The organism is Sphingomonas sp. GW821-FHT04B01 (assembly GCF_059420425.1).
Window position 1 is genome coordinate 1 of record NZ_JBWKTR010000010.1, and the last position, 22,880, is coordinate 22,880.

Consider the following 22,880-nt stretch of genomic DNA (forward strand, 5'->3'; position numbering starts at 1 on the left):
TACAGGTCGCTCATTCACGGTCTCCTCACGGAGCCTCAATCAGATCGCGCCTCTCCCATCAATGGGTCCTGACCCTAGTTGACGACGACCTTGTACGATGTCGTATAGTCTGATGTCGTAGCCATCCACAGTCCTTTTCTAGGCTTTCCCGGACAGCGCCGCGCCTGTCCACGCCTGACGCGATCTAATGTCGGCAGATGACGGACGAATGACATTCCTGTTGCAGAAATTATTGCATATCGCCGAACGGCTGATTCCGTATTGCTTACGCCGTCGCCGGCATGCGATCGGGATGGCATGGCTCGGGACGGGATGCAGCGCGCAGGCGGACTCGCCCTGAGAGTGAGGGGTTAGGGCTACGCCGGCAAATGGAGCCTGATCCGTTTCCGCCAATCCCGATGATGCGGCGCCTGGCACTCGACCCGTCCCTTGTGCCCGAGGACGTCGAACTGTGGTGCGTCGAACTCGACCCCGAATATACGATCGCCACCGAAGCCCTGAGCCTCCTCAGCGCCGACGAAGAACGCCAGCTCTTGCGCTTCCGTTACCAAGAGGATCGCGCGAGATTCGCTATGACCCGGGCCGCGTTGCGATGGGTCCTGGCGCGACGCCTGCGCGTGCCGCCAAGGTCGCTCTGGTGGGTCTACGGTCCTCATGGCCGTCCCGAACTCGGGCCTGATCGGGCGTTGTCGTTCAACGTCTCGCATTCCGGCCGCCGCGCTCTCATCGGTCTATCGGATCGGAGATCGATTGGGGTAGATATCGAATTCGTGACGCCTACGCTCGACTGGCGAGAATTGGCACCCATGGTGCTTACCGATACCGAGCGGGCAATGGTGGCTGCGCAACCTACGGGCGCGCAGGCTCGTTCATTCTATCGGATCTGGGTTGCGAAGGAAGCGGTAGTCAAGGCGACCGGCCTCGGCTTGTCCCATCATATCAGGAGCTTTTCGGCTTTTAATATAGGCGAAGAGATTGCAAGCCGGTTATATTTTCCAGAATGGGATATTGTAAAAAATATTAACACAATACGGGTATTGATCGACTTCAATTATGAAGCGGCGTTAACATGTTTGCCATCTGTATAAATAGAATATTTTAGAGTCGTGCCCGTACTTTGAACAAGTGATCTTGCAATAAAGATCTATTTAGAGACTCTCAATTACCTGATCTATTACGTTCGAATGTCAAATGGAAACTGGCGAGCCTTGTCGACCTCGGCTGATGACCCTTTGGTTAAGGAGGCACATCCCCTCCAAATTGACCTTGGTTACGACACCGTGGATACTGGCTCCATCGCGGAAAGTTGGTGCTTTGATTGCGCCAAGCCGGCATACCGCATCCCGTTCAATCGAGCCGATCTCATTGTGGCGCTTGCCGCAGCTGGACGAGACAAGGAATTGCCAGAAGGGTCGTCGAGACGATAGCGTCTACACACGAAAACGGTCAGAGCCATATCGCTCCCATTCTACCATCCTGCCAAGAGAGGCGATCACGGTAGCGTCTGGCTTTTTCAACAGCCACGGACGTTTGTGACACTACAGTGGATTTAATCAAATCGAGCGACTTTCAACCTTTTGTTGAAATGTACGCCACTAAGACGTACATGGGGCTGCAGGTTGAATGAGGTGTGCCATGCTTGGCTTTCAGGATCAGGTCGGCGCCATTGAGGAGCGCAGCAGCGAGCGGATGAACTTCCGCACCAAGCCGCGCATCAAGCAGGCGATCCAGCAGGCTGCCGCTCTTTCTGGCGTGGACGATTCCGTCTTCACGATGAACGCGGCCTATCGTTCCGCAATGGAGACGATCGCGGCGTACGAACGCACCACCCTGCAGCCGGTCGACCACGTGCGGTTCTTCGCGGCCCTCGACACGCCGCCGGCAACCACCGATCGCCTTCGGGCAGCATTCGCGCGGCATCGTGAGACGATCGTCAGCAGGTGACGGCGACAGAAGACACAAAGCCCTTCACCATCGAACCGCTCGATCCTGCCAAGCACGATCGAGCGGCCTTTTCTTGTGGCATCACGCAGGTTGACAATTTCTTTCGTCGAACCGCGAACAAGCTCGCCAAGGCGGATAACGTCCGCACCTTCGTAATGGTCGGCCCCGAAGGCCAACTGATCGGCTTCTACGCCACCAACGCCCATGCGATCGACTATACCGAGCTGCCCGATCGGTTTGCCCGCAACCGGTCTGCGCACGGCAGTATCCCTGCCGCGTATATCTCGATGATCGGCGTCGATAGCCGCTTTCAGCGGCAGGGCTATGGCGGCGATCTGTTGGTTGATTGCCTCAAGCGCTTGGCCATGGCGGCCGATGCGCTCGGCATCGCCGTCGTCATGCTGGACGTGCTCGACTGCGGCGACCCGGAGAAGGTGGCGAAGCGCATCGCGCTCTATACCGGCTATGGCTTTGAGCCGCTGCCCTCCAACGGCTTGCGGTTGTTCCTACCGATCGCGACGGTTCGGACTCTTACGCAAGCGGATGCGTAGGTTGGGAATTGCCGGCGCGTAACTTGCCTAGTTCAAAGCCCCATGCTGCGCGGTCCTAATCGAGCATCTGATCTTTCAGCGTCAGAAGGGCGAGCACATCATTCCCGAAGCCTTTGACGCACTCCTCAGTCAGCTTAAACCGATCGGCGCCCCGGTGATCGAACCATGCGTCCGCCCCGATGATCGTCGGCCGCGACCGATCTGTCTTTCCGTGCAAGTTTCATCGCCTCTGACTCGGGATCGAGATCACCGCGGGGAAACCAGTAATCCGGAATGCCGCCATTGCGTCGAAACCATCGGCGTCCGTTCTGACCGTGGCAAACGATCATACTGGGCCAAGGGCTATGGTCGATGAACCGTAGCGCCGTTGCCAACCGGCTGGTGGAAAAGGCAGCAGCCAGAACGACGATTGCTTCGAACGACGGCCGCCGGTGAGCGGCTGCAAGCGGTCGAAACAGATAGGCCGGCATCAACAGGTCGGCAGCATAATTATCAGCTTGCCGCTCAATGCCGGCACCGCTCTGGCTGAAACTCCCGATCTCACTCGCCCGGCAGACCGACGACCGGCCGCGATGATGCTGCCAGTGGCCCAGCTCATGCGCGATCGAGAAGCGACGGCGACGCGGATCGCCATCGCCTTTCACAGTGATGATCGCCTGATCGCGGAAGCCGATGATCCGGGCTTCGCAGCTCTCCAGAATGCCGTTGCGCACCTTCGCACCCATCGTCCAGGCGATCGCCTCGACATCGATTTCATCCGGACTGGTGACGCCGAAGGACTGCAAGAGCTTTTCGGCTTGGCCGAGCCCCTTCAAATCGGGTTGCCATCTTCATCGATGGCGCCAAGCTCTCGCAAATCAGCGAGAATATCATCCATCTCTTTTTCGGTGATGCCTTGGCCATTGCGAGCAGCCATCGTCAGCCGACTTTTCAGCTTGGTGTCGTCGTTGGCGAACCAAGCGAGGACAGCAGCCCGATCCCTGAGAGGAAGCTGGTGGACTTGCCCCCGGCCCGTTCCGGCTGCGCGATCGATCTCCGCTCGCGCAGCCTGGAGGCGCGATTTTCCAGATCGGGCGGTTGCGGTCGAGATGATAGCGCGGATGCGGTCGGCTTCATCCTTGGCATTCAGTCCTTCGGCCTCAACCTCCGCCAGTAATTCTGCGTCCGACATAGCCATGATGTCTGCGACCAGTTCATCCGCCAGACGATCGAACGGTGGGACAGGGCGCCCAGCCCCACTCACGATGACAATCCATTCGGAAACGCCGCATCTATCGTGCGACGGACACGGCGTTGGATAGTGGCATACGCCGTCATATCGACACCGATCATGGTCATGATCTCCTCCTTCGGCAGGTCGTCCAGTTACGCCCACAGGAACAGGGTTGCTTCCTCATCATCGACAAACAAGGTTTCCAGCGCGTTTCGCCGAGCCGACGCATCTTCACTTGAAAGCGCCAGTTCCTCGGCATTGGGTTTCGTTTCTACCGGCTCATACAGGCACCGGCCCTCGGCGTCGGTGGCATCGGCCGACACCAATTCGGGTTCGACCTTCTGTTGTCTGCCCGACGCACGGCTGCGCATGACGCCGATCAGGAATGGCACCATTTCCATCCCACGCGGACAATTCCGAACGCCCTCAATTGTCTGACATACCGCTTCGTTGAGTAGATCGTCGGCCTCACACCCGGCCGCAAACGCATATTGTCGTCCCGCCTTCCTCAATTTGAGGAGGTCGGTCGAAGTCAGGCACTCGATCGCCTGCCGCGCTTCCGCAAGATCAAGGTTGGCTCACTCAACTCCGCCGGCTTCCTAACGGAGTAGGCTGACTTTCAGCACGGCTCGGACACGACACGAAAAAAATCGTGTCGAGATGTCCGAGGGCACCCGCCGTTTCAGCCTACCCCCTTGATAGTCAATGAAGACGATCGGGAGCGGGGTCGCAAGCCGTCTTACCCTTAAAGCGCGAGGAAGGAGGTAGAATTATGTCCGGAAAGAACCAGCATGTCGTCCCGCAAGCAGGTGGTTGGGCTGTTCGCGGTGCCGGCAACGGTCGTGCGACGTCGGTCCATGACACCCAGCGTGACGCGATCGATGCTGCGCGAGGCATCGCGCAGAACCAGCACAGCGAACTTCTGATCCACGGCCGCAATGGCCAGATCAGGGATCGCGACAGCTACGGCAGCGACCCCTTCCCGCCGCGAGGCTGACCAAGCGGGCCTTGCCCCAAAGGCACGGCCCGTCCCACTGATGCGTGCAATGAAAGGACAAGACGATCATTGTCAGGCGCCAGGTGACCAAGAGCGGCAATGACAAGGACGGCGACATCACAAAGCTCTGCAATGCCGGGCAGAGCTGGTCGCCCCGCCTCAAGGCGGATGCGATCCGTGATATCGAGAACGGCGACCACCAATATTACGTCGCGTGGACTGATGGCCAGGAGACGCCGGTCACGGTCGTGAATGGCACGACGGGGAAGTATCTCCGCACCCGCCGCGATAGCTCGACCAGGAACAACCTCGACGATCTGCCCGATTGCTAAGGAAGGAGCAGGGGGCAGCCGCCCCCTCCCGCCTCGTCGATCAGCGGAAGAAAGGTAGACCTTTTTGCCGTCAGCCCTCAGCCGCCAGGGCAGTAGCCGCCGCATGGAGCCGGGCAAAAGCCACCTCAACGGTTTCACGGTCCCGGCGTCACAGGCGAGCGTTGATCCACTCCCAAGTCGCCTTGTTCAGCCATCCCTGATGTTCGCCGCTGTTGAGCTTGGAGACGAAAAGCCGGTCATTGTTATCCAGCTTCTGGCGAAGGTCGGTATCGATTTGCGTGGCCGTCGAGCTTGTCGAAATCCACCGCACCGTCTCCAGTCCGGAATCCTTGACGTTCTGGTAGCGTTCAAGATGCTGGATGAAGGCCTGTCGCGCCTGCGCGTAGTTGGATCGCTCCTGGTTGAGATTCCACGTCACCACGTAAACGGCCATCGTACTCTCCTGTTTTTATGACGGGGTAGGTATCGAAATCGGGAAGTCGGGCCAACACTTCGTCGCCCGGCAGTACCGGTTCACGCCGGCGTCATCGATAACACGCAAAGGAACGAACGACGCCCGATAGCGTCCTGCCCGTTCCTGATAACCGAAACGAGAGAATCATGAGTTTCCGCAAAGCGACGTTCCCGATCCTCGCGGCTCTGGCCGTGACGGCCGGGCTTCAGACACCTGCCTCGGCGCAGCGGCAAGGAACGTCGGCGCAACGAGTCGAAAACGCCCGTGCCGCAGCCGATCTTCAAGCTCGGATCGGGACCACGGAAGCCCGGATCACCGCGGCGCAGCGCACCGGCAAGATCACGCGGGCGCGCGCCACGGCATTGCACCGTCAGGTGACGCAGACCGGGGCGAGCATGACACAGCTGTCGCGCCAGCAAGGCTTCGTCAGCGCCGCAGAGATCGCATCCTACCGGCGCACGCTGGGCGCGATCGACACTGAACTTGACCGCCGCGGTGTGAAGCGCAGCTACGGTAACGACATGCTTCCTGCCGCGAACGGACCTGTGCACAGCTACGGCAACGACGCGTTGCCCAGCGCGGAAGTCACCGCATTCCAGAAGGTCGATGCCCGGCTGGGTTATCGCAATGCGCGGATCGATTACGACGCGCGCGGCTGCGCTGTCTATCAGGGCACTGCGCGAGGCGGTCAGGCGCGAACCGAGCAGCTTCTCTCTCCGAATGGCCGCCCGATCTGCACCCGTCGCTAGCAGAGTGCGCACCGCCGCCGTGATCTGCGGCGGTGCGCAACAACGACTTGGGTCATGGTGTCACAACCGAACAAGACCGTTGAAAACGCATGCTTGCTACCGCCCGGGCAGCGTGATTCATTCCTGCGAACAGCGGTGAGTAGGGACATGATGGGTCGGCAGGTAGCGCAGGGCGCGCTGTTCTACGGGTTCCGGCTCGATGATCACGTGCCCGCTGACCACCTGCTCCGACGTATCGACGGCCTCTTTGATTTCGGCTTCGTGCGCGACGCACTGGCGGCGAGCTACAGCACGACCGGGCGACCCTTGATCGATCCGGAACTGATGCTGCGGATACTGCTGGTCGGCTACCTGTTTGGCATCCGCTCAGAACGGCGCTTGTGCGAGGATGTGGATCGGCGTGGAAAAAGGACCCCGGTAGCGGGGTGATCGGCGTCGAAAAAGGACCCCTCATCCCGGTGGTCTAGGCTGCACTCTTGGCGGTGTGTCAGGCGGCGAGATCGGGATGTTGGTATTGGAGACGGTGTTGAGGATCCGGCGCGAGCATGCGGCGGGGAAAGCCATCAAGGCGATCATGCGAGACCTGCATTTATCTCGCAAAGTGGTGCGCAAGGCGATCCGGTCGCCGGAGGCGGACATGGGCTACCGGCGCAAGGTGCAGCCGCTGCCCAAGCTGGGGCCGTTCCAGGCGCGACTGGACGCGTTGCTGGAGGAAGACGAGGCGCGGCCGCGGCGCGAGAAGCCGCGCATCACGCGCATCCACGATCTGCTGCTGCGCGAGGGGTTCGATGGCTCATACGATGCGGTGCGTCGCTATGCAGCCCGCTGGCGGCAGGCACGTCGTCGGGACGTGATGACTGCGCGGGCGTTCACCGCCAGCAACTCGCGCCCGAACAGGTCGAGCTTGCGGCACAGCACCACGAACGCGCGGAACACCGCCTTGAACGCGGCCCGGTTGTCGCGGCGGAAGTCGGCGATGGTCCGGAAGTCCGGCCGTACCCCGCGCAGCAGCCAGAGCAGCTCGAGATTGCGGCCTGCCTCCGCCGCCAGGCGCCGGCTCGACCGCACCCGGTTGAGGTAGCCGTAGAGGTACAGCTTGAGCATGTCGGCCGGATCGTAACCGGGACGTCCCGTTGCCTTCGGTCGCGACCGCTGGAAACCCGCATGCCCCAGATCGAGGTCGTTGACGAAGGCGTCGATGAACCGCACCGGGTTGTCCGTCGTCACATAGTCCTCGATCGATGCCGGCAGCAGCAGCGCCTGGTCGCGAGCATGACCTTCGATGTATGCCATGCCCGAAGACTACACCGCCTGACACGCTGCGGAATCCAGACCGTCCTTCTTTGGGCGATCCCTCATCGTCCTCGAGAAACGTACATTTCCGCACGCCTGCGTTGAGTTCTACAGATCATCACTATGCCGGCTCACCATGTGGGAGGCCCTATTTGTCGCTGCCTTGGTGTCGCCCGCCAGCCGCTTCACCTCGTTCGCCACGACAGCAAAACCTCGGCCCGCGTCTCCCGCGCGCGCCGCCTCTATCGTTGCGTTGAGCGCAAGCAGATTGGTCTGCCCCGCAATCCCGGAGATCGACGTCACAATCTCGCTCAGGTCGGCAACCGTCGCGCGTAGCGCAGCTTGGCGATGCTCAAGCGCGCGTTCCAGCATGACCTTTTCTGTTATATCCGTTGCGATCTTCAATATGCGATGGACCTGCCCGTCTCGGAACATGGGGGTATAAGCAGCTTGAAGCCATAACTCCGCTCCATCTCGTCGGCGCCGCGGATAGGCACCGCGGTCGAAGCGACCGGCACGCAGCTTGGCCCATAAGTCGGTATATTCCGGCGACGCGGCATATTCCGCTACGCACAGCACCCGATGATGCTGACCGACCAGCTCTTCCCGACTATATCCGACGACGTTCAGAAACTCGTCGTTAGCCCAGGTTATAAGGCCTGTTACGTCGAACTCGATAACCGCCTGCGAGGCACACACGGCGTTCCATGCCTCGCGACAGTAACCGTCGCTTGGCCCCTGCTGTGAACGCTCCTGATCGCGAGCATGACCTTCGACGTACTTCATGTTCCCACGCTACACCGTTCCACTGTGCCATGGTATTCAGAACGGCGTTTTCGGACGGTCTGGAACGGCGCGCGAGACGGCCGGGGCATTCATTGGGATGGAGACCGTCCGAAAACTCTCCGCAGGAGGGGCCGAGCGCGCGCAACGCGGTAAAGCGGTGCAAGGACGTATCTTGAGCCTCAAGGCGTGGTGAGGCCGGCATGAGTGTCGTATGGAACCATATCGATCGCGTAACCCGATTTTAAGATGTAGTAGGTCATGATCCACGCTTGAGAGTTCAGAATGAGCCGATCTTTCACAAGTTGCGTGGATCAATGGCAGGAAATTGGCATGCATCTCTATCAAGGAATGATGGATTGTCACCGCTGCCTCCTCTCTGCAGCCGAAGCATTGCGTGAAGAAATAAGTGGAAACGAGGTCACGCCCAGACTTCTCCGTCTACGATATGAGATGGCTATTGTTGCGCGTGATAATTCAGCCATGACGCAGCGGCTCTGGTCCCGTATCGAGCGAGAGGTTCCGGACATCAAAAGGCGTATACGGAACTACGATCGCCTGAAGGCCGCGGAAAGTGATCTGCATGTTCGGTACGCCAATCACATAGCAGTATGGCCCGTTGACGCCATCTCCTCCGACTTCACGGCGTTCGCGCGTAGTAAGAGGCAGTTCCTCGACGATCTGCGTGACCACACCCTTAGGCTGGAAACCCAGCTGTTCGAACCCGCCAGCCAAACCCTGAAAAAGCAAGCCGGTCGAGAGGCCCGAGTGGCATAACTGGACTAGCAGAACGACCGTTCCGTCGCATTGACCACCGAGATGCGCCCGATTCCTGAAACTTGATCCTTTGGGAAAGCCTCGGCCGTCTCGCCCACCCTTCCTCTGCGGAAAACCGGGTCGGCCCCGCAGCAGCCCCGCAACCGTAATACCGCCTGGTCGCGCCAGATGCGCTTCGACATGATCTGCGAGGCAAACGACATCGAACATCGCCTGACCAAACCCAACCACCCGTGGACGAACGGTCAGGTCGAGCGGATGAACCGGACCATCAAGGAAGCGACCGTCAAACGCTTCCACTACGAGAGCCACAACCAGTTCCGGACCCACCTCGCCGACTTCATCGCCGCCTATAACTTCGCCCGCCGGCTCAAAAACGCTGAGCGGCCTCACACCCTACGAATACATCGCCAAGATCTGGACGTCAGAGCCAGACCGGTTCATCGTCAATCCGATCCACCAGATGCCGGGACTAAACACCTAGTTTGATAAGCTCTGATCTCAGCCGAGTTCGTCTATGATGAAGTCGACAAACGCCCGCACCCGGGCGGGAGTACTGACGCCCGCAAAGATGGCGCTCAGCGGGTCGGTATCGCCAGGATTGAAAGCCTCAAGAAGCGGGACCAACCGCCCATGGGCGATGTCTTCGTCACAGATATACGATCCGACGCGGGCGATCCCGACGCCGGCGACCGCGAGTTGGGCAAGCGTCTCTCCGTTGTTCGCCTCAATCGTCCCGCTCACTGGAAGCGTGAAATCGCGGCCATCGCGGCGAAACGGCCATGCCGGCTCCGCTCGTCTGAAATTGAAGTTCAAACAATTATGCCGATGCAGGTCCTCGGGCGCTTGCGGGATCCCGCAGCGGGCGAGATAGGAAGGCGAGGCGACCACGACGCGACGGTTCTCCCCGAGTTTGCGGGAGATAAGGTCGCTATCCGGTAGCACGCCGAACCGCAGCGCAACGTCCACCTCGCCGGCCGCGACATCCAGCACGGCGTCGGTCAGCATGATATCGACGAGGATGTGGGGGTGAAGTTCACTGAATCGTCCGAGGAGGGGCACGACCTTCAACCTGCCATGCGCCATGGCGGCGCTGACCCGCAGCCGCCCACGGGGCAGACCTGTATCGGCAATGCGCTGTTCCGCTTCGTCGAGGTCGGTGAGGATCTGGCGTGCGGCCAGATTATAGGCGCGTCCTTCGGTCGTCAGCGACAAGGAGCGAGTAGACCGGAGGATCAGTCGAACGCCAAGTCGTTCCTCGATCCGGTCGACCGCGCGGGTTACCGTCGATGGCGTGACGCCCAACGTACGTCCAGCCGCCGAGAAGCTTCCCTGATCGACCACGGTGACAAAGATCGCGAGCGTACGGGCGCGATCCTCCCTCGCGATCGCTTTTGCAGCCTTCGCAAAGCTGATCGATCCCTGGTGGCCGTTCTCAAGATACAAAGCAGACCTCACATGACGGATCGTAGCGTGAGTGAGGTAGATCATGGGTATCGGACACGATCAACCGAGCAGCGCGGGCGTCCCCTTTCGACCCTCGGTCGACCACCATCGGTCATCCCGTTCACTGAACCGTCGAGATCACCCCACGACCGCGCCAGCGTACGTCTTGGCGGCGCTCTGCCTGGGCGCCTTCTCGTTCGGGACGGCCGAGTTTTCCGTCATGACCTTCTTGCCGCAGCTTGCTCGCAACCTGCATGTCTCCGAGCCTCGAGCCAGCCTGCTCGTGAGCCTCTACGCCATTGGAGTTGTGATCGGTGCGCCGGTGATCACGTTGGTAGCAGCATCTCTCCCCCGGCGCGGACTGCTCCTCGCGCTCCTCGCGTGGTTCGCGGCCGCGAACGGGCTGAGTGCGGTGGCGACCAGCTTCGGCGAACTCGTGGTCTTCAGGTTCGCGGCGGGCCTTCCGCACGGCGCTTATCTGGGCATCGCCGCCCTCGTTGCGGCGGGTCAAGTGGAGTCGCGGCGCAAAGCGTGGGCCGTGTCCCGGGTCTTTCTCGGATTGACCGTCGCCACGCTTGTGGGTGTCCCGCTAGCAAGTTGGTTGAGCCAGGCGTTCAGCTGGCGGCTGGCGCTGTGGATCGTCTCCTGCCTCGCCGCAGTCAGCGGCCTGTTGTTGTTCTTCGCCCCGACATTACTCGCGTCAGCGCGAGGACGACCGCTGCAGGAACTCCGGTCTCTCCGCAATCCGCAGGTATGGCTGACGCTTGCAATCGGAGCGATCGGGTTCGGAGGCATGTTCTGCGTCTACGCCTATCTAGGCTCGACGCTTGTCGAAATCACCGGGCTGCCTTCGAGCTACGTGCCGGCTTTCTTCTGCCTGTTCGGCCTCGGCCTGACGATCGGCAACATCGTCGCGCCGACCTTCGCCGACAGGGCGGCGCTGCCATCGGCAGGCGGTGTCCTGCTCTGGAGCGTGGCTGCGCTGGTCGTCTATCCTCTCGCCGCGCGATCTCCCATTTGGATCGGGGTGGACATCCTCCTGATCGGCGGGAGTCAGGCGCTTGGCGTCGTGTTGCAGACACGGCTGATGGAGGTCGCCGGAGACGCGCAGGCGCTACCGGCGGCGTTGAACCATTCGGCCTTCAACATCGCCAATGCGATCGGCCCCGCCATCGGCGGTCTCGCGATCTCTCGCGGGCTGGGATGGACGGCAATTGGACCCGTCGGCGCGAGTTTGGCCGGCTGCGGCCTATTGGTGTGGGTCGTGGCGATGAGCCTGAATCGTCGAACCCGGAAAGGCAATTAGATGACCAACGAAGCAACCGAATGGGCCACGGGCGCAACAGGAGCCGCCATCCGGCCTTTGACAATAGACGTCGCGGATGACGTGATTGCACGGATCCTGGAGAAGGTTCGACAATTTCGGTGGCCGGCCTGGCGGGAGCCAGTCGATGGGACGGATTGGCGTTACGGCCCGCCCGTTTCGTACATGCGCGACCTGTGTGCCTACTGTGAGCAGCCCCCACCGGGTGGTCCCGGTAGATAGTTATTGCATCGTCGTCTCCGCCGCCATTGCCGGGCGTAGGTGGAGCGAAGCGGAACCGGAGGCCGGCAATGGCGGTGTCGCCGCCTCCGGTGCCGGCGGGCGGTAGCCCAGGCTGGTGTGCGGGCAGACGGTGTTGTAGTGACGCCGCCACGCCTCAATCAGCACCTTGGCTTCACGCCGTCATCAAGACGGGGACAGAGTACCGGCCGTTTGTCGAACGGTCGGATGCCAGGTGGAAGGCCCCCTCTCTGCAAGTGCCGTGAGGGCGCTCGTCGAGCGACCCTGTAGATAATGTTCGGGCCTTCCACCTGGGTGCGTATCTCGTTTTAAGGATGGTGAGGACCACGGCCGCCCCGGCGCCGCTGGATCTTCGTATTTGCTATGGCAGGGAGCGATCCCGTTGACGGTGGGGTAACGCTTGAAGCGCTGCCGCTTTGGCTTGTCGCCCCCGATATCCGGTAATCGTGAGATGCCGTGCCGCTGCAGGCACCGATGCAGCGCTGATCGTGTCAGGTGCGGGATCGATGGCTGCAAGGCGTAGAGGCAGTCGTCGAGCGGCAGCAGCGTGTGGCGCCGGAACGCCACAACCATCGCCTCCTCGACTTCAGTGAGGGTGGTCGAATGAGGGGCCTTCGGCCCGGTCTTCAAATCCTCGACCGTCGCCCGCTTCCGCCACTTCGCGACCGTCTTCGGGTTGATCCCCAGCTCCCGGCTCAACGTCGCGAGCGAAGCTTGCGATCGCTGTATTGCTGCTCGGACGGCGTGCGTGGTCGTGGCGCTCCCGTGACGAACTTGTCCCATACGGCTTCCTTCCATTCCAGCGAAAGCATCGCACCATCAAACCGCGGGATCAAACACCTAGCATTACAGTTGCATTTCGCCTGGAGGTGAGCGTGGCGGGCGGCGGCTTGGTGCGCTCGTCGCCATAACGACCATGCGATGATGTGGGCGGGCGCGATACGGCGCTGAGCGAGCCGAACAGCAATGCGTCTAACCTCTTGTATGGACCAGCGGATCAGCGCCGGAGTGTCGTGCGCATGCTTTTTGGGGGCGTCACCTCGTTTGCGTGGTGGCGGATCACCGCCATCATGGCGAACGCGAGCATGACCAGCGATACGTGGCGATGCCATCCATGCCAGGACCGGGTTTCGTTATGGTCGAGGCCGAGTTCGTTCTTGGTCGTCTCAAAGCTGTCCTCGATCGCCCAGCGGTGGCCTTCACCCTGCACGAGCGCGTCGATCCCAGTCCCGGCCGGGCACCAGGTTGTGAAGAACGCCAGTTCACCGTCCGCGACATGTCGTCGGATCAGCAAGCCGCGTGTCCACATCCCTCGGCGTCCTTCACCGTAATTGGTAGCCTCGATGCCGGCGAGTTCGAGATAGGCCCAGTCGTGCAGTCTCGCTCCCTTCGTGCCCTCGCCTGCCGACAGGCGATGCCAGGCGGCGGGATCGAGATGCTGTACGATCTCGCCTGCAGTGCCGAAAACAGCGGGTTTCCCTACCCAGGAGCCAAAGTGATGGTTGGAGCCAACGCCAAGGACATAACCTTTTCCAGCTTTGCGTAGCGCCTGCTCGACGTCGCCGACGCCGTACACACTATCAGCGGCGACCCAGGCGAACGGGACGTTGGCAGCAATCGCGCGTGCGATCATTTGCGCTGCCAGTGCGGGCTTGGTCGCGAACCGCGTCTCCGTCGGGCCATGGGCCGCATCCATGCGCGCGCTGTCACTCGTCCAAACCTTCGGCAGACACAGCGCCCGGTCGATAAAGGCATGACCGCTGTGCGAGACATAGGCGGCAAAGACGCCGATCTGGCAGTTGGTGATCTTGCCCGCAGACCCGGTGTATTGGCGCGAGACACCACACGACGCCTTGCCCGCTTAAGGAAGCCCGTCTCGTCGATCACGAGCACCGCATCCTCGGCAGCCAGCGTCTCGACGACATAGTCGCGTACGATATCGCGCAGCGCGTCAGCGTCCCACCGACCGCGGCCGAGGATCGCCTGCTGCCGCCACGGTCCCGGATCGCCTGCCGCTTCCGCACGCATCCAGCCGGTCTTGCGCCGTTCGTCGCCTAGCACCCCCTCCAAGAACAACCCCGCGGACGCCGCGACACGTTCCTGCGTGAACAAACCCCGCATCCGCGCCTTCACATCACGCAGCGAAGTCGCCCAAAGCTCCAGCGTCGTCTCAATCGATGCACCCGTCATCCACGGCCTCCTGCCATGGCGACCCATTAATTCAGACTTTGATCAAATGCGCAACTGTAATGCTAGGACCATGGGACGCCAAGACAGCCTACACGCGGGAGATCTTACGCAATATAAATGTATAAATGACTCACATATTTGATGCTGATCAAGCCGATCGCCAAGCTGATCACATCAATTTGTCCGTTGTCTGGCCAGCGGACAAAAGACGCAGGCGACGCACGCAAGAACTGCTAGACTCCGGGGCGCTTCAAGTGGTGAAGACCTTTACCACGCAGCCTTTATATTTCAGCATGGCAGCAAAGCTGATGATTATTTAAAGGCCCAACTATTATCAATGGTAGCCGCAGCTAGAGGGAATGCGGGAGCGATCTGGATATCTGCCGCGACGCTCGACAGATATCTTTGGGCCATTGGCAGACCGCAAGTGCTGGGTACCCAATTCACGGCACCTAAGGGCAGCCTGGCAACTCAAGAGCCTTACGACCGCAACCTTATATCCGATGCCATGCGCAAGGCGCTTCGTGTCCCACCATTGGCGGAGCAGGAGAAGTATCGGCAGGACTACGCTATGCACGAAGCGAAGAGCAGAACTCCGTGAGGTCGCGGCGGAGAGAGGTGGCTCGGGGGATCTGAACAGCGGGGAAAGTTGGATTGCCTGTATGCTTTGCAGCCGTCGATCCCGCATCTGACACGGTTGGCGCTGCGCCGCTGCCTGCAGCGGCACAGCATATTCCGTCTGCCAGATATCGAGGGCGACAAGCCTAAGTGACAGCGCTTAGGGTGTCATTCCGCCCCCAGCCGGAACCGACCCCAGTATGGACGCTACGGTTACCGCCGAGTGACCGCGCTGTTGCATGCCGCTGGGTGGTCGGTGAACCACAAGTGCGTCGAGCGCATCTGGCGGCGTGAGGGGCTGAAGGTGCCACAGAAGCAACCCAAGCGTGGCCGGCTGTGGTTGAACGACAGCTCGTGCATCCGGCTGCGGTCGGAGTATCCGGGGCATGTCTGGGCATACGACATTGTCGAAGCGCGAACGCACGACGGGCGCAAGTTCCGGATCCTTACGATTATCAACGAGGCCAGCAGGGAATGCCTGGCGCTGATCGTCGCACGTCAGTTGAAGCACGAAGACGTGCTGGCGGGGCTTGCCGAGCTATTCATCGCGCGGGTCCCCAGCGCATATTAGGTCGGACAATGGCAGCGATAAACTCGTCGCCATAGCGCATTGGGAGGCACTGGTTCGGGCTGGTTACGATGCAGACTGATCAGGAACTCCTCAAGATCTGGAGAATGAACGTCCAACGGCTCAAGTTCGGCCGACAGTTCAAGCTCGAGGCAGTGAAGTGAGTGAAGGAACGCAGGGTTTTGGTGTCGCACGCCGCCCGCAATTTTTTGACTGCAGTACTGTTACATTTGTCGCGGCCTCGGCTGTGGCCGGTTCCGACCTGAACACTTCCGTCACACCCTCAAACAGCCGCGACCGGGACTGGCTGATGGGGTTGGGGGGTGCACGTCATACTGCTACGGCAACTCGGCCAACGCTACCTTGGCCTTGAACGCTGGATTGAGGTTTCAATGTGGTCGCTTGTTATTTTGCCTCCTGCTCGCAGCCATAATGGTCGCCGTCAGATCGGCAAACCTTTTATCCCTCTGTCAAGCTCCCCAAGCCACCTCTATATCGGTCGTCCGATATCCCACGAATGACATGCTGCCATGAGAAAACAGCGCCCGTGGCAGACGCTTTACATAGAACGAGCCGAAAACGGCCCCTATGACTCCCACGCTCTCGTCAAGCCGCCACCAGAACAATCCCATACGTTGATGTAGGCAACAAAGTGCGTGAAAGGTCTCTGAAACGATCGCCGACAACGAGTATAGAACGTCCTGACGCCCCGAAAATTTCTAAAACTAAAGTCCATCCGATGACGCACAGTTCTTTTTTGATGCGTGTTTACCGTCTGCAAGAATATTGAACTGGTTCTTCCTCATGCGAAATACTGCGGTACGCGATATTATAGATGGTACACGAAAATAGCTCAAAGCGTTGTTCGGTATGAACAACGGTTCGTAACGATAGCTGATCTGAGCATGTACCATGATTTCATTAGGTGGGAGTATTCGACTATAGATTGGTAAGCTTGTCACGCTATGACAACCGAGAACAGAGACAGCCTCGGTGAAACCGCCATCAAATTGTTGTGAAAATGCGTTGTCATCGGCATATTCATTGCGAACCAGGCCATTATTTTGGACAACACCCTTTATTACGGTGAATATTACTCTTCCCCGACGACGGAGATCAAGGCGATCTGCTGAAGCATCGAGCGAGTAGAATAAGTCCCAAATATCACCTTCAGTAGTCTCGGAATTATTAACGCCAGATTGCGCTAGCATGTCAGCCGAAGCAGTTGCCATGCGCTGAACCGTATTACTTGATATGATATAGTTTGCCATCTCAAGTCCACCCAAACCAAAACCAAGCAGGATCGGTAAGGTTAACGCAAATTCTAAGAAAGCCACGCCGCGTTTATCGACGCGAACTTCGCAAAAAGGTGAAGATTCAAGAGTCATTCTGTTTTAACCGCCTCATTACGAACAACCGTCGTACTTTTAAGTCTAATTGAGGTATTGCCGAGAATGCCAAACAAATGCCCGACTTCTAGGGTTGCCGTATAATTCACTACATCACCTATGTCGCCCATCGCGTTTCCGGAGCCACCCTTTGGTTGTGCAGTGTCCCAAAAGCCGTTGCCATTGCGATCTGTAAATGGCTCGCCCGACGAACTGCTGGAAGGTGCATCGTAGGCTCCATTATGATTAGTATCGATATAAGGTTCAGGAGTGCTATCGGCGAACTTACGGTAGACCATCGTACGGATGACGGGCTCCCCCGCGCCAAAAGGGAGCATGGCTGCCTTAATGCTGGCACGCAGCGAGGAATTCCGCTCGTTCTCGCTTATGTCCATCTTAGTGGCGGCTAAGCGGGCACTCTGCAGGACGGCACCATTTAAAGTCGTTTGCGCAAAGTAGAGGTATCCCAAATCCGTCAGTCCGCAAATAAGAAGTAGCAAAACAGGTGATAATATCGCAAACTCTACTACTACGGATCCTTTTTTTCCAAGGTTTGGCATGGCCCGTTCCTCCTATATTATCTAGTAAGATGAACGTCTGTCAGAGTTCGGGCAATGTCGCGAAAGGCTGTGTCGAGCGCGATTGGCGATGTCGTTAAATAATACCCAGAGCTTCCACAATTCTTTAAGCGATTACTATCGTCCGAGTTTAAATCTGACCCTCTGTTGATTGCAATTGTGAAAATCATCGGCGCTTTACCATTATCGGGGGCGGGTGTTTGGTTCGCGAGCGCGCAAGCTTTCGTGAAACGTCCCTTTGCTGCGCTTGCATACCCCCCAGCATCGTTGGACCCTGTGATCAGTTTTTCGCTCGGCGAGCCATAAGCTGCAAAATTGCGGTTAACGCCATCGTTTGCGTCAACGGTAAATGCAGTGTTGCCATCCGTCATAAATACAAGAGCGCGACGAGGCTTCCCTGCACCTGCAGGGGGCACGCGAGTAAAGACATCGTATCGGGTGAGTAAGCGCCACCCCCAAACAAACCCTATATGATGCATTGTGCCATTTGCGGGTTTGACGGGCCATACCTTTGTATCGACGTAGTCGTCGTAAACCGACTTTGGTATACCGTATCTAACCTTTAGGGACGCTTCGGGACACTGCCAGTTTGGACTCGGATTGTCGGTGTTCGCGGAGGTAACGTCGTAATGAGCGGCTTGCTTGAACAGCGATAAATTTGGTATCTTGTCGGTTCGAACCGTGAAACTCATATCCCCGGCTCCAGTAGCATCGTTATACGCTGAACTTACCGTCGGGTCATAAAAACCGCCACTACTTGAAACAATTACATCGTCGTTCATAGTGTTCGGGCTATCATTGAGCCCCTTGTAGAGACGGTATAAATATCGCTTATACGTTACCGAATTGGCAATCGAAAAGAATGACGATGGGTTTTTATCGTAGTATAGATTGTTACCATATTCAATATTTCGAGCGGAGTAATATTGACTAGTGCCGCTATTGACCGCTCCCGCCGCCCCGTTCGCGGGCATGACCTTTGGGATGTATGTCGGCGGATAGAAGAAGGGGTGAATAGCTGGCATGGGCTGGGAGTTAGGTCGCGGCTTCTCCCCTGGAAGAGTATTATAAATATCATAGGCGCCCGGTTCGAGCGTCGACGTTCCTGCGGTCATCGTGTTGATGGTATCGTCACCAGCTACGCACCCCTTCCAGCCCAGATTGTCACCGGCTGACCAGGAGCGATCGGTGAATTGTGGAACCTGCGCTATTTGAACACCACTCTCTTTAAGTATATCACCTACATTTGCGGTAACTGTATAGTTGACAATACCGATTCCCAAATAAGGCTGATTCGATGCACCCTGATACAATACGTTCAAAAAGCTGTGCATCGCATTTTTGAGGGAGGTCATTTTGCTGACGCCATCGATAGTGTCGGTCATAGATCCTGTGTTATCGAGGACTATCATTACCTCAAGGGGGTGGGGTTGAAACTCAGCAACGCTTGCGACCAAGATTGGCAGATTTTCGAACCCAAATATTTTCATAAACGTCATAGGTAATACGCCGTTTGCAGTAACCGTTGTGCGGCTAATTCCATTGACAACAGCGAAAGCCGGCCGTCGTAACGTTTCACTAGTTCCGTAAGGAGTGCCAGAGCCGGCTGCTAAGCCCATGTAGCCATTCGGCAAATTGTCAATATAGTAATGAACTGCTTGTTTATAACGCCCGGTCTCGTCTGTTTCCGAGTCGTTATCAAATGCGTTTGCCGCAGCCAAAGCCGCGGCATCTACGCCGGCCTGCATCTGTGACTGTACGATATGAAGGCGACCTATATCGATCGCAGCACCGATCATTCCTATGATTACAATGAGACCGGCCGCCATTAATGGCAACGTTGCAGCAGATCGATCCGCCGCAAAAATCTTACATGACCTGGCAACTTTGGCTCCCAGGCAGGGCGCTAATTGGCTAGACATACAACCATATTGGCGTGTATATTTTGATTATTTGTTAACGCGCCTGCTGGACTATGCGCCGTAACCAACTCAGATATTGGCGAGCTTAACTGAGGTGGCTCCCTGAATGACCTGACAGGCCCCGCTCTTAAATAAGAGTAAGATCCCATGGGGATGAATAGCGGCTGCGCTGTGACACAGTAGGTTGCTGAACGCCCCTCAGGAGACAGAAGGTGAATCAACCCACGGAAGCGCCGCAATCCGCGTTAATCTCGGCGCCATTTTTATCTCATTGGAATTGAGCAAATCGAGCTGGCTGGTAACGGCGCTGTCACCAGGCAGTACGAAGATGACGCGCCATTTGGTGCCCGGTGGAGATCTGCCGGCTCTGCTAAATTGCTTTTCAGGTTTGCAGGACAAGGCTTGCGCACGTGAGGGCAAATTGTATCCGCTGATCGTCGTGCAGGAGGCCGGACTGGATGGCTTTTGGATCCACCGCGCGCTGGAGACGGAAGAGAATATCACAAGTCATGTGGTAGACGCTGCGTCTATCTCAGTCCCTCGCCGGAGCCGTCGGGCCAAGACAGATAGGATCGATGGCGAAACGCTGGTCCGCACGCTGATGGCGTGGGTCCGAGGCGAGCCTCGGGTCTGTTCGATGGTGCGGGCACCGACGGTCGACGATGAAGATCGGCGCCGCATCAGCAGAGAGCGCAAGACATTGGTCGATGAGCGGACCTGCCATACCAACCGGATCAAGGGATTGCTTTTCAGCATCGGCGTTCGCGATTACCGGCCGCTCCGCCGAGATCGTCGTGAAAGGCTTGAAGAACTACGAACCGGAGATGGGCAGCGCATACCACCACACCTCAAGGCAAGGCTCGTAAGGGAATTGGACCGGCTCGACCTGATAAACGAGCAGATCGAGAGAGTGGAAACCGAGCGTGACGCTCTGAACGCTGAGGCGAGCGAGATTGCGCCGCAGAGCATGCTTGGGGTTCTAAGGGGGATCGGGCCTGAGTTTGCCAACGTGCTGACGAGCGAAGGCTTGTTTCGCTCGTTCGATAACAGGCGACAGGTCGCTGCTTACGCCGGGCTGGCAGCCAGCCCATGGCAAAGCGGAACCATCGATCGAGAGCAGGGCGTGTCAAAGGCAGGGAGCCCACGATTGCGAACGGCTATGATCCAGGTAGCTTGGCTGTGGCTGCGCTATCAGCCGAATACATCGCTATCTCGCTGGTTCCATGAACGGGTTCGCGCCAACGATGGCCGCAGTAAGAAGGTCGCGATAGTGGCTCTCGCGCGGAAATTGCTTGTCGCCTTATGGAAATACGCCACCCGCGGTGTCGTGATTGAGGGTGCGGTCTTGAGCCCCACTTGACTCCTATGCCGCTAAACCTCTCGGAGAAGTAACTGCTCCGTAGACCCAGGCAAAACGGACCGAATATGCCTCTGGCTTTCAAAGCCGCTCATTGAGAATGGTCCCGTTTTCCTGAACCCTTGCCCGCCGGATGCGGGATTATGGTGCAGCCGCTGAGAGCGGCGATGGCCACGGGGCGGCGGTTCCGTATCCTCAACATCGTCGACGACGTGACACGGGAGTGTTTGCGGGCGGTGCTCGACGTCGATCTCGGGCAAGCGGGTGGTGCGCGAGCTGGGCGACCTGATCGCCGAGCGTGGCGCGCCCAAGATGATCGTCAGCGACAACGTCCTATGTTGGGAAGCCGCGGCGGGTTTTGGCCAGCAGATATCTATGCGCCGACAACCATCGGCGCGGCATGCAATCTGAGCCAGATGGCTCCCACCGTCAACGGGATCGCTCCCTGCCATAGCAAACACGAAGATCCAGCGGCGCCGGGGTGGCCGTGGTCCTCACCATCCTTAAAACGAGATACGCACCCAGGTGGAAGGCCCGAACATTATCTACAGGGTCGCTCGACGAGCGCCCTCACGGCACTTGCAGAGAGGGGGCCTTCCACCTGGCATCCGACCGTTCGACAAACGGCCGGTACTCTGTCCCCGTCTTGATGACGGCGTGAGCCACGCGCGCCATCTTGGCGGTGAGCGCCGTCATCGCCTTACGGCGACGGTCGGCATCGTCCGCGTCCCTCCGCCTGCTTTCCAACGATGCTGCGCATCGCCGGAACCTTGGCAGGCTCCGCCCGGCTACATATCGTCCGAGCTTATCACGGAAGCTGTTGTCGCGCTGACGCGCGGCGATCTGGGCAGCCATGCAGAAGGTGCGACGCAAGCGCGCGTTGCCGTACTTGGACAGCTTGGTGCGGCCGCGGAATGTGCCCGACTGGCAGGTTACGAGATCGAGGCCGCAAAACTTCAAAAACTGACGATGGTGACCGAAGCGGCGCAGATCACCGGCCTCGGCCAGAATGGTCAGCGCGTTGATCGGACCGATGCCTGGAATGTTGCGCAGCAGCTGGTAATCGACGTCATCGGCGAGCCGCGCATGGGCCAACCGTTCGATCTCGTCGCGCTAATGGATGAGGCTGCGGCCCTGCCCGATAACCATTCGGAACATGGTGATGGCGGCTGAGTCCTCCGGTACCGGCAGTGCCGTGGAAGCGGACGCCGTTTTGTAGATGTCGTTGATAAGGCGTGCCTTGGAGACCTTGCGGCCGATGAGCGGCCACGCTGCGGCCGAGAACGCTTCGCGGTCCAGCGCCGTGATGGTGGCTGGTGTCGGAAACCGCTCGATGAGCGCGAGAAACCAGTCGGACCGGCTGTTGCCTGCGAAGCGGGCAATCTTGGGGAAGTACAGCGGCAGGTAGTGGGTCAGGATCCGGTGCCAGGTTTGCGTCTTCATCCTGGAGATCGTCTAGTGGGTCTTCGAGAGCTGCTGCAGGTCATTGATGCCCGCAGCGAGCGGGTCGACGTAACGCTGCGTCGCGCCGATCCGCAGCATGTGCAGGATGACCTGCGCGTCCTTGGAGTCGTTCTTGTCCCAGCCGTTGTGCAGCGCCTCGCGCGTTCGGGCGAGCGCAACCGACGAGATGAGGCGCAGCTCGAACCCTGCCGTTAGCAACCGATGTGCCAGCGTGCGATGGTAATTACCCGTCGCCTCGATTGGTGATCTTGCCCGCAGACCCGGTGTATTGGCGTGAGACACCACACGACGCCTTGCCCTGCTTGAGGAAGCCCATCTCGTCGATCACAAGCGCCGCATCCTTGGCAGCCAGCGTCTCGACGACATAATCGCGTACGATATCGCGCAGCGCGTCAGCGTTCCATCGACCGCGGCCGAGGATTGCCTGCTGCCGCCTCGGCCCCGGATCGCTTGCCGCTTCAGCACGCATCCAGCCGGTCTTGCGCCGCTCGTCGCCTAGCAGTCCGTCCAGGAACAACCCCGCAGATGCCGCGACACGGTCCTGCGTGAACAAACCCCGCATCCGCGCCTTCACGTCACGCAGCGAAGTCGCCCAAAGCTCCAGCGTCGTCTCAATCGACGCGCCCGTCATCCACGGTCTCCTGCCATGAAGACCCATTGATTCAGACTTCGATTAAATACGCAACTGTAAT

Annotated in this window: 19 protein-coding genes and 12 pseudogenes; 16 read left to right on the top strand and 15 right to left on the bottom strand. The window is 59.0% G+C overall.

What is annotated here, in order from left to right:
- The first annotated feature begins 368 nt into the window (after positions 1-368).
- The 3 genes from AC07UH_RS18450 (at position 369) to AC07UH_RS18460 (ending at position 2,495) form a co-directional block, all read left to right on the top strand.
- Positions 369-1,088 carry a 4'-phosphopantetheinyl transferase family protein gene (locus AC07UH_RS18450; RefSeq protein WP_495181668.1) on the top strand — a complete coding sequence of 240 codons (720 nt, stop codon included), beginning with the start codon at positions 369-371 and terminating at the stop codon, positions 1,086-1,088.
- A gap of 547 nt (positions 1,089-1,635) precedes the next feature.
- Positions 1,636-1,944 (top strand): type II toxin-antitoxin system TacA family antitoxin, encoded by a 309-nt coding sequence (locus AC07UH_RS18455; protein ID WP_495181669.1) that lies wholly within the window; start codon positions 1,636-1,638, stop codon positions 1,942-1,944.
- Complete coding sequence (locus AC07UH_RS18460) at positions 1,941-2,495, top strand: GNAT family N-acetyltransferase (protein WP_495181670.1); 555 nt, start codon at positions 1,941-1,943, stop codon at positions 2,493-2,495. The genes AC07UH_RS18455 and AC07UH_RS18460 overlap by 4 nt, the downstream gene beginning before the upstream one ends.
- Before the next feature lie 134 nt (positions 2,496-2,629).
- On the opposite strand, the gene AC07UH_RS18465 is transcribed toward AC07UH_RS18460, so the two are convergent.
- The 3 genes from AC07UH_RS18465 to AC07UH_RS18475 form a co-directional block, all read right to left on the bottom strand.
- Entirely contained in the window at positions 2,630-3,310 is a 681-nt protein-coding gene (locus AC07UH_RS18465) for an ImmA/IrrE family metallo-endopeptidase (RefSeq protein ID WP_495181671.1), read from the bottom strand.
- Entirely contained in the window at positions 3,307-3,672 is a 366-nt protein-coding gene (locus tag AC07UH_RS18470; RefSeq protein ID WP_495189908.1) for a hypothetical protein, read from the bottom strand. The genes AC07UH_RS18465 and AC07UH_RS18470 overlap by 4 nt, the downstream gene beginning before the upstream one ends.
- A gap of 188 nt (positions 3,673-3,860) precedes the next feature.
- Positions 3,861-4,100 carry a hypothetical protein gene (locus tag AC07UH_RS18475; protein WP_495181673.1) on the bottom strand — a complete coding sequence of 80 codons (240 nt, stop codon included), beginning with the start codon at positions 4,098-4,100 and terminating at the stop codon, positions 3,861-3,863.
- A gap of 380 nt (positions 4,101-4,480) precedes the next feature.
- Between AC07UH_RS18475 and AC07UH_RS18480 the strand changes: the two genes are divergently transcribed.
- The gene (locus AC07UH_RS18480; RefSeq protein WP_495181674.1) at positions 4,481-4,705 is read left to right on the top strand and encodes a DUF2188 domain-containing protein; all 225 of its coding nucleotides are present in this window, start codon (positions 4,481-4,483) and stop codon (positions 4,703-4,705) included.
- 83 nt (positions 4,706-4,788) lie between these two features.
- A complete protein-coding gene (locus AC07UH_RS18485) occupies positions 4,789-5,037 on the top strand; it encodes a DUF3892 domain-containing protein (RefSeq protein ID WP_495181675.1) in 249 nt (82 codons plus the stop codon).
- A gap of 148 nt (positions 5,038-5,185) precedes the next feature.
- Here the strand turns inward: AC07UH_RS18485 and AC07UH_RS18490 are convergent, their stop codons facing one another.
- A complete protein-coding gene (locus AC07UH_RS18490) occupies positions 5,186-5,470 on the bottom strand; it encodes a hypothetical protein (RefSeq protein ID WP_495181676.1) in 285 nt (94 codons plus the stop codon).
- Positions 5,471-5,637: 167 nt separating this feature from the next.
- On the opposite strand from AC07UH_RS18490, the gene AC07UH_RS18495 reads away from it, so the two are divergent.
- The 3 genes and pseudogenes from AC07UH_RS18495 to AC07UH_RS18505 all read left to right on the top strand — a co-directional run.
- On the top strand, positions 5,638-6,240 hold the full coding sequence (locus AC07UH_RS18495; protein ID WP_495181677.1) for a hypothetical protein: 603 nt from the start codon (positions 5,638-5,640) through the stop codon (positions 6,238-6,240).
- Between the two features lie 147 nt (positions 6,241-6,387).
- A pseudogene (locus tag AC07UH_RS18500) lies at positions 6,388-6,633 on the top strand (transposase); the annotation flags it as partial.
- Between the two features lie 112 nt (positions 6,634-6,745).
- A pseudogene (locus AC07UH_RS18505) lies at positions 6,746-7,090 on the top strand (IS21 family transposase); the annotation flags it as partial.
- 11 nt (positions 7,091-7,101) lie between these two features.
- On the opposite strand, the pseudogene AC07UH_RS18510 reads toward AC07UH_RS18505, so the two are convergent.
- Together AC07UH_RS18510 and AC07UH_RS18515 are read right to left on the bottom strand one after the other, a co-directional pair.
- Positions 7,102-7,533: pseudogene (locus AC07UH_RS18510) on the bottom strand (transposase); the annotation flags it as partial.
- A gap of 108 nt (positions 7,534-7,641) precedes the next feature.
- Entirely contained in the window at positions 7,642-8,319 is a 678-nt protein-coding gene (locus tag AC07UH_RS18515; RefSeq protein WP_495181678.1) for a PAS domain-containing protein, read from the bottom strand.
- Between the two features lie 330 nt (positions 8,320-8,649).
- Here AC07UH_RS18515 and AC07UH_RS18520 point away from each other — a divergent pair, with 330 nt between their 5' ends.
- Positions 8,650-9,093, top strand: a complete 444-nt coding sequence (locus tag AC07UH_RS18520; protein WP_495181679.1) for a hypothetical protein — start codon at positions 8,650-8,652, stop codon at positions 9,091-9,093.
- 192 nt (positions 9,094-9,285) lie between these two features.
- Positions 9,286-9,577 (top strand): annotated as a pseudogene (locus tag AC07UH_RS18525) (integrase core domain-containing protein); the annotation flags it as partial.
- Between the two features lie 17 nt (positions 9,578-9,594).
- Here AC07UH_RS18525 and AC07UH_RS18530 read toward each other — a convergent pair.
- On the bottom strand, positions 9,595-10,584 hold the full coding sequence (locus AC07UH_RS18530) for a LysR family transcriptional regulator (protein WP_495181680.1): 990 nt from the start codon (positions 10,582-10,584) through the stop codon (positions 9,595-9,597).
- Positions 10,585-10,705: 121 nt separating this feature from the next.
- Between AC07UH_RS18530 and AC07UH_RS18535 the strand changes: the two genes are divergently transcribed.
- A complete protein-coding gene (locus AC07UH_RS18535; RefSeq protein WP_495181681.1) occupies positions 10,706-11,845 on the top strand; it encodes an MFS transporter in 1,140 nt (379 codons plus the stop codon).
- Complete coding sequence (locus tag AC07UH_RS18540) at positions 11,846-12,085, top strand: epoxide hydrolase N-terminal domain-containing protein (RefSeq protein WP_495181682.1); 240 nt, start codon at positions 11,846-11,848, stop codon at positions 12,083-12,085.
- Here AC07UH_RS18540 and AC07UH_RS18545 read toward each other — a convergent pair.
- From AC07UH_RS18545 to AC07UH_RS18555, 3 pseudogenes are all read right to left on the bottom strand, one after another.
- Positions 12,086-12,259: pseudogene (locus AC07UH_RS18545) on the bottom strand (integrase core domain-containing protein); the annotation flags it as partial. It lies immediately after the preceding gene.
- Between the two features lie 234 nt (positions 12,260-12,493).
- Positions 12,494-12,886 (bottom strand): annotated as a pseudogene (locus AC07UH_RS18550) (transposase family protein); the annotation flags it as partial.
- Positions 12,887-13,100: 214 nt separating this feature from the next.
- Positions 13,101-14,293, bottom strand: a pseudogene (locus tag AC07UH_RS18555) (IS701 family transposase).
- A 652-nt stretch (positions 14,294-14,945) separates the two neighbouring features.
- Here AC07UH_RS18555 and AC07UH_RS18560 point away from each other — a divergent pair.
- Positions 14,946-15,062 (top strand): annotated as a pseudogene (locus tag AC07UH_RS18560) (IS481 family transposase); the annotation flags it as partial.
- 45 nt (positions 15,063-15,107) lie between these two features.
- Positions 15,108-15,525: pseudogene (locus AC07UH_RS18565) on the top strand (IS3 family transposase); the annotation flags it as partial.
- A 679-nt stretch (positions 15,526-16,204) separates the two neighbouring features.
- Here the strand turns inward: AC07UH_RS18565 and AC07UH_RS18570 are convergent.
- From AC07UH_RS18570 to AC07UH_RS18580, 3 genes are read right to left on the bottom strand one after another with little or no spacing between them, the layout of a single operon-like run.
- Positions 16,205-16,867, bottom strand: coding sequence for a TadE/TadG family type IV pilus assembly protein (locus AC07UH_RS18570; protein ID WP_495181684.1), 663 nt, complete (start codon positions 16,865-16,867; stop codon positions 16,205-16,207).
- Entirely contained in the window at positions 16,864-17,427 is a 564-nt protein-coding gene (locus tag AC07UH_RS18575) for a TadE/TadG family type IV pilus assembly protein (protein WP_495181685.1), read from the bottom strand. The genes AC07UH_RS18570 and AC07UH_RS18575 overlap by 4 nt, the downstream gene beginning before the upstream one ends.
- A 17-nt stretch (positions 17,428-17,444) precedes the next feature.
- Positions 17,445-19,367 carry a TadE/TadG family type IV pilus assembly protein gene (locus AC07UH_RS18580; protein WP_495181686.1) on the bottom strand — a complete coding sequence of 641 codons (1,923 nt, stop codon included), beginning with the start codon at positions 19,365-19,367 and terminating at the stop codon, positions 17,445-17,447.
- Between the two features lie 187 nt (positions 19,368-19,554).
- Between AC07UH_RS18580 and AC07UH_RS18585 the strand changes: the two genes are divergently transcribed.
- Positions 19,555-20,727: an IS110 family RNA-guided transposase gene (locus AC07UH_RS18585; protein WP_495181791.1), complete on the top strand. Its 1,173-nt coding sequence runs from the start codon at positions 19,555-19,557 to the stop codon at positions 20,725-20,727.
- 167 nt (positions 20,728-20,894) lie between these two features.
- Positions 20,895-21,054, top strand: a pseudogene (locus tag AC07UH_RS18590) (IS3 family transposase); the annotation flags it as partial.
- Positions 21,055-21,269: 215 nt separating this feature from the next.
- On the opposite strand, the pseudogene AC07UH_RS18595 reads toward AC07UH_RS18590, so the two are convergent.
- Positions 21,270-22,428: pseudogene (locus AC07UH_RS18595) on the bottom strand (IS110 family RNA-guided transposase); the annotation flags it as partial.
- Positions 22,427-22,819: pseudogene (locus AC07UH_RS18600) on the bottom strand (transposase); the annotation flags it as partial. The pseudogenes AC07UH_RS18600 and AC07UH_RS18595, both read right to left, overlap by 2 nt.
- Between the last annotated feature and the right edge of the window lie 61 nt (positions 22,820-22,880).

Coding starts and splice junctions, on each gene's coding strand:
- AC07UH_RS18450 (WP_495181668.1), top strand. CDS start 369: ATGGAGCCTGATCCGTTTCCGCCAATCCCGATGATGCGGCGCCTGGCA.
- AC07UH_RS18455 (WP_495181669.1), top strand. CDS start 1,636: ATGCTTGGCTTTCAGGATCAGGTCGGCGCCATTGAGGAGCGCAGCAGC.
- AC07UH_RS18470 (WP_495189908.1), bottom strand. CDS start 3,672: ATGGCTATGTCGGACGCAGAATTACTGGCGGAGGTTGAGGCCGAAGGA.
- AC07UH_RS18480 (WP_495181674.1), top strand. CDS start 4,481: ATGTCCGGAAAGAACCAGCATGTCGTCCCGCAAGCAGGTGGTTGGGCT.
- AC07UH_RS18490 (WP_495181676.1), bottom strand. CDS start 5,470: ATGGCCGTTTACGTGGTGACGTGGAATCTCAACCAGGAGCGATCCAAC.
- AC07UH_RS18495 (WP_495181677.1), top strand. CDS start 5,638: ATGAGTTTCCGCAAAGCGACGTTCCCGATCCTCGCGGCTCTGGCCGTG.
- AC07UH_RS18515 (WP_495181678.1), bottom strand. CDS start 8,319: ATGAAGTACGTCGAAGGTCATGCTCGCGATCAGGAGCGTTCACAGCAG.
- AC07UH_RS18520 (WP_495181679.1), top strand. CDS start 8,650: ATGCATCTCTATCAAGGAATGATGGATTGTCACCGCTGCCTCCTCTCT.
- AC07UH_RS18530 (WP_495181680.1), bottom strand. CDS start 10,584: ATGATCTACCTCACTCACGCTACGATCCGTCATGTGAGGTCTGCTTTG.
- AC07UH_RS18540 (WP_495181682.1), top strand. CDS start 11,846: ATGACCAACGAAGCAACCGAATGGGCCACGGGCGCAACAGGAGCCGCC.
- AC07UH_RS18570 (WP_495181684.1), bottom strand. CDS start 16,867: ATGACTCTTGAATCTTCACCTTTTTGCGAAGTTCGCGTCGATAAACGC.
- AC07UH_RS18575 (WP_495181685.1), bottom strand. CDS start 17,427: ATGCCAAACCTTGGAAAAAAAGGATCCGTAGTAGTAGAGTTTGCGATA.
- AC07UH_RS18580 (WP_495181686.1), bottom strand. CDS start 19,367: ATGTCTAGCCAATTAGCGCCCTGCCTGGGAGCCAAAGTTGCCAGGTCA.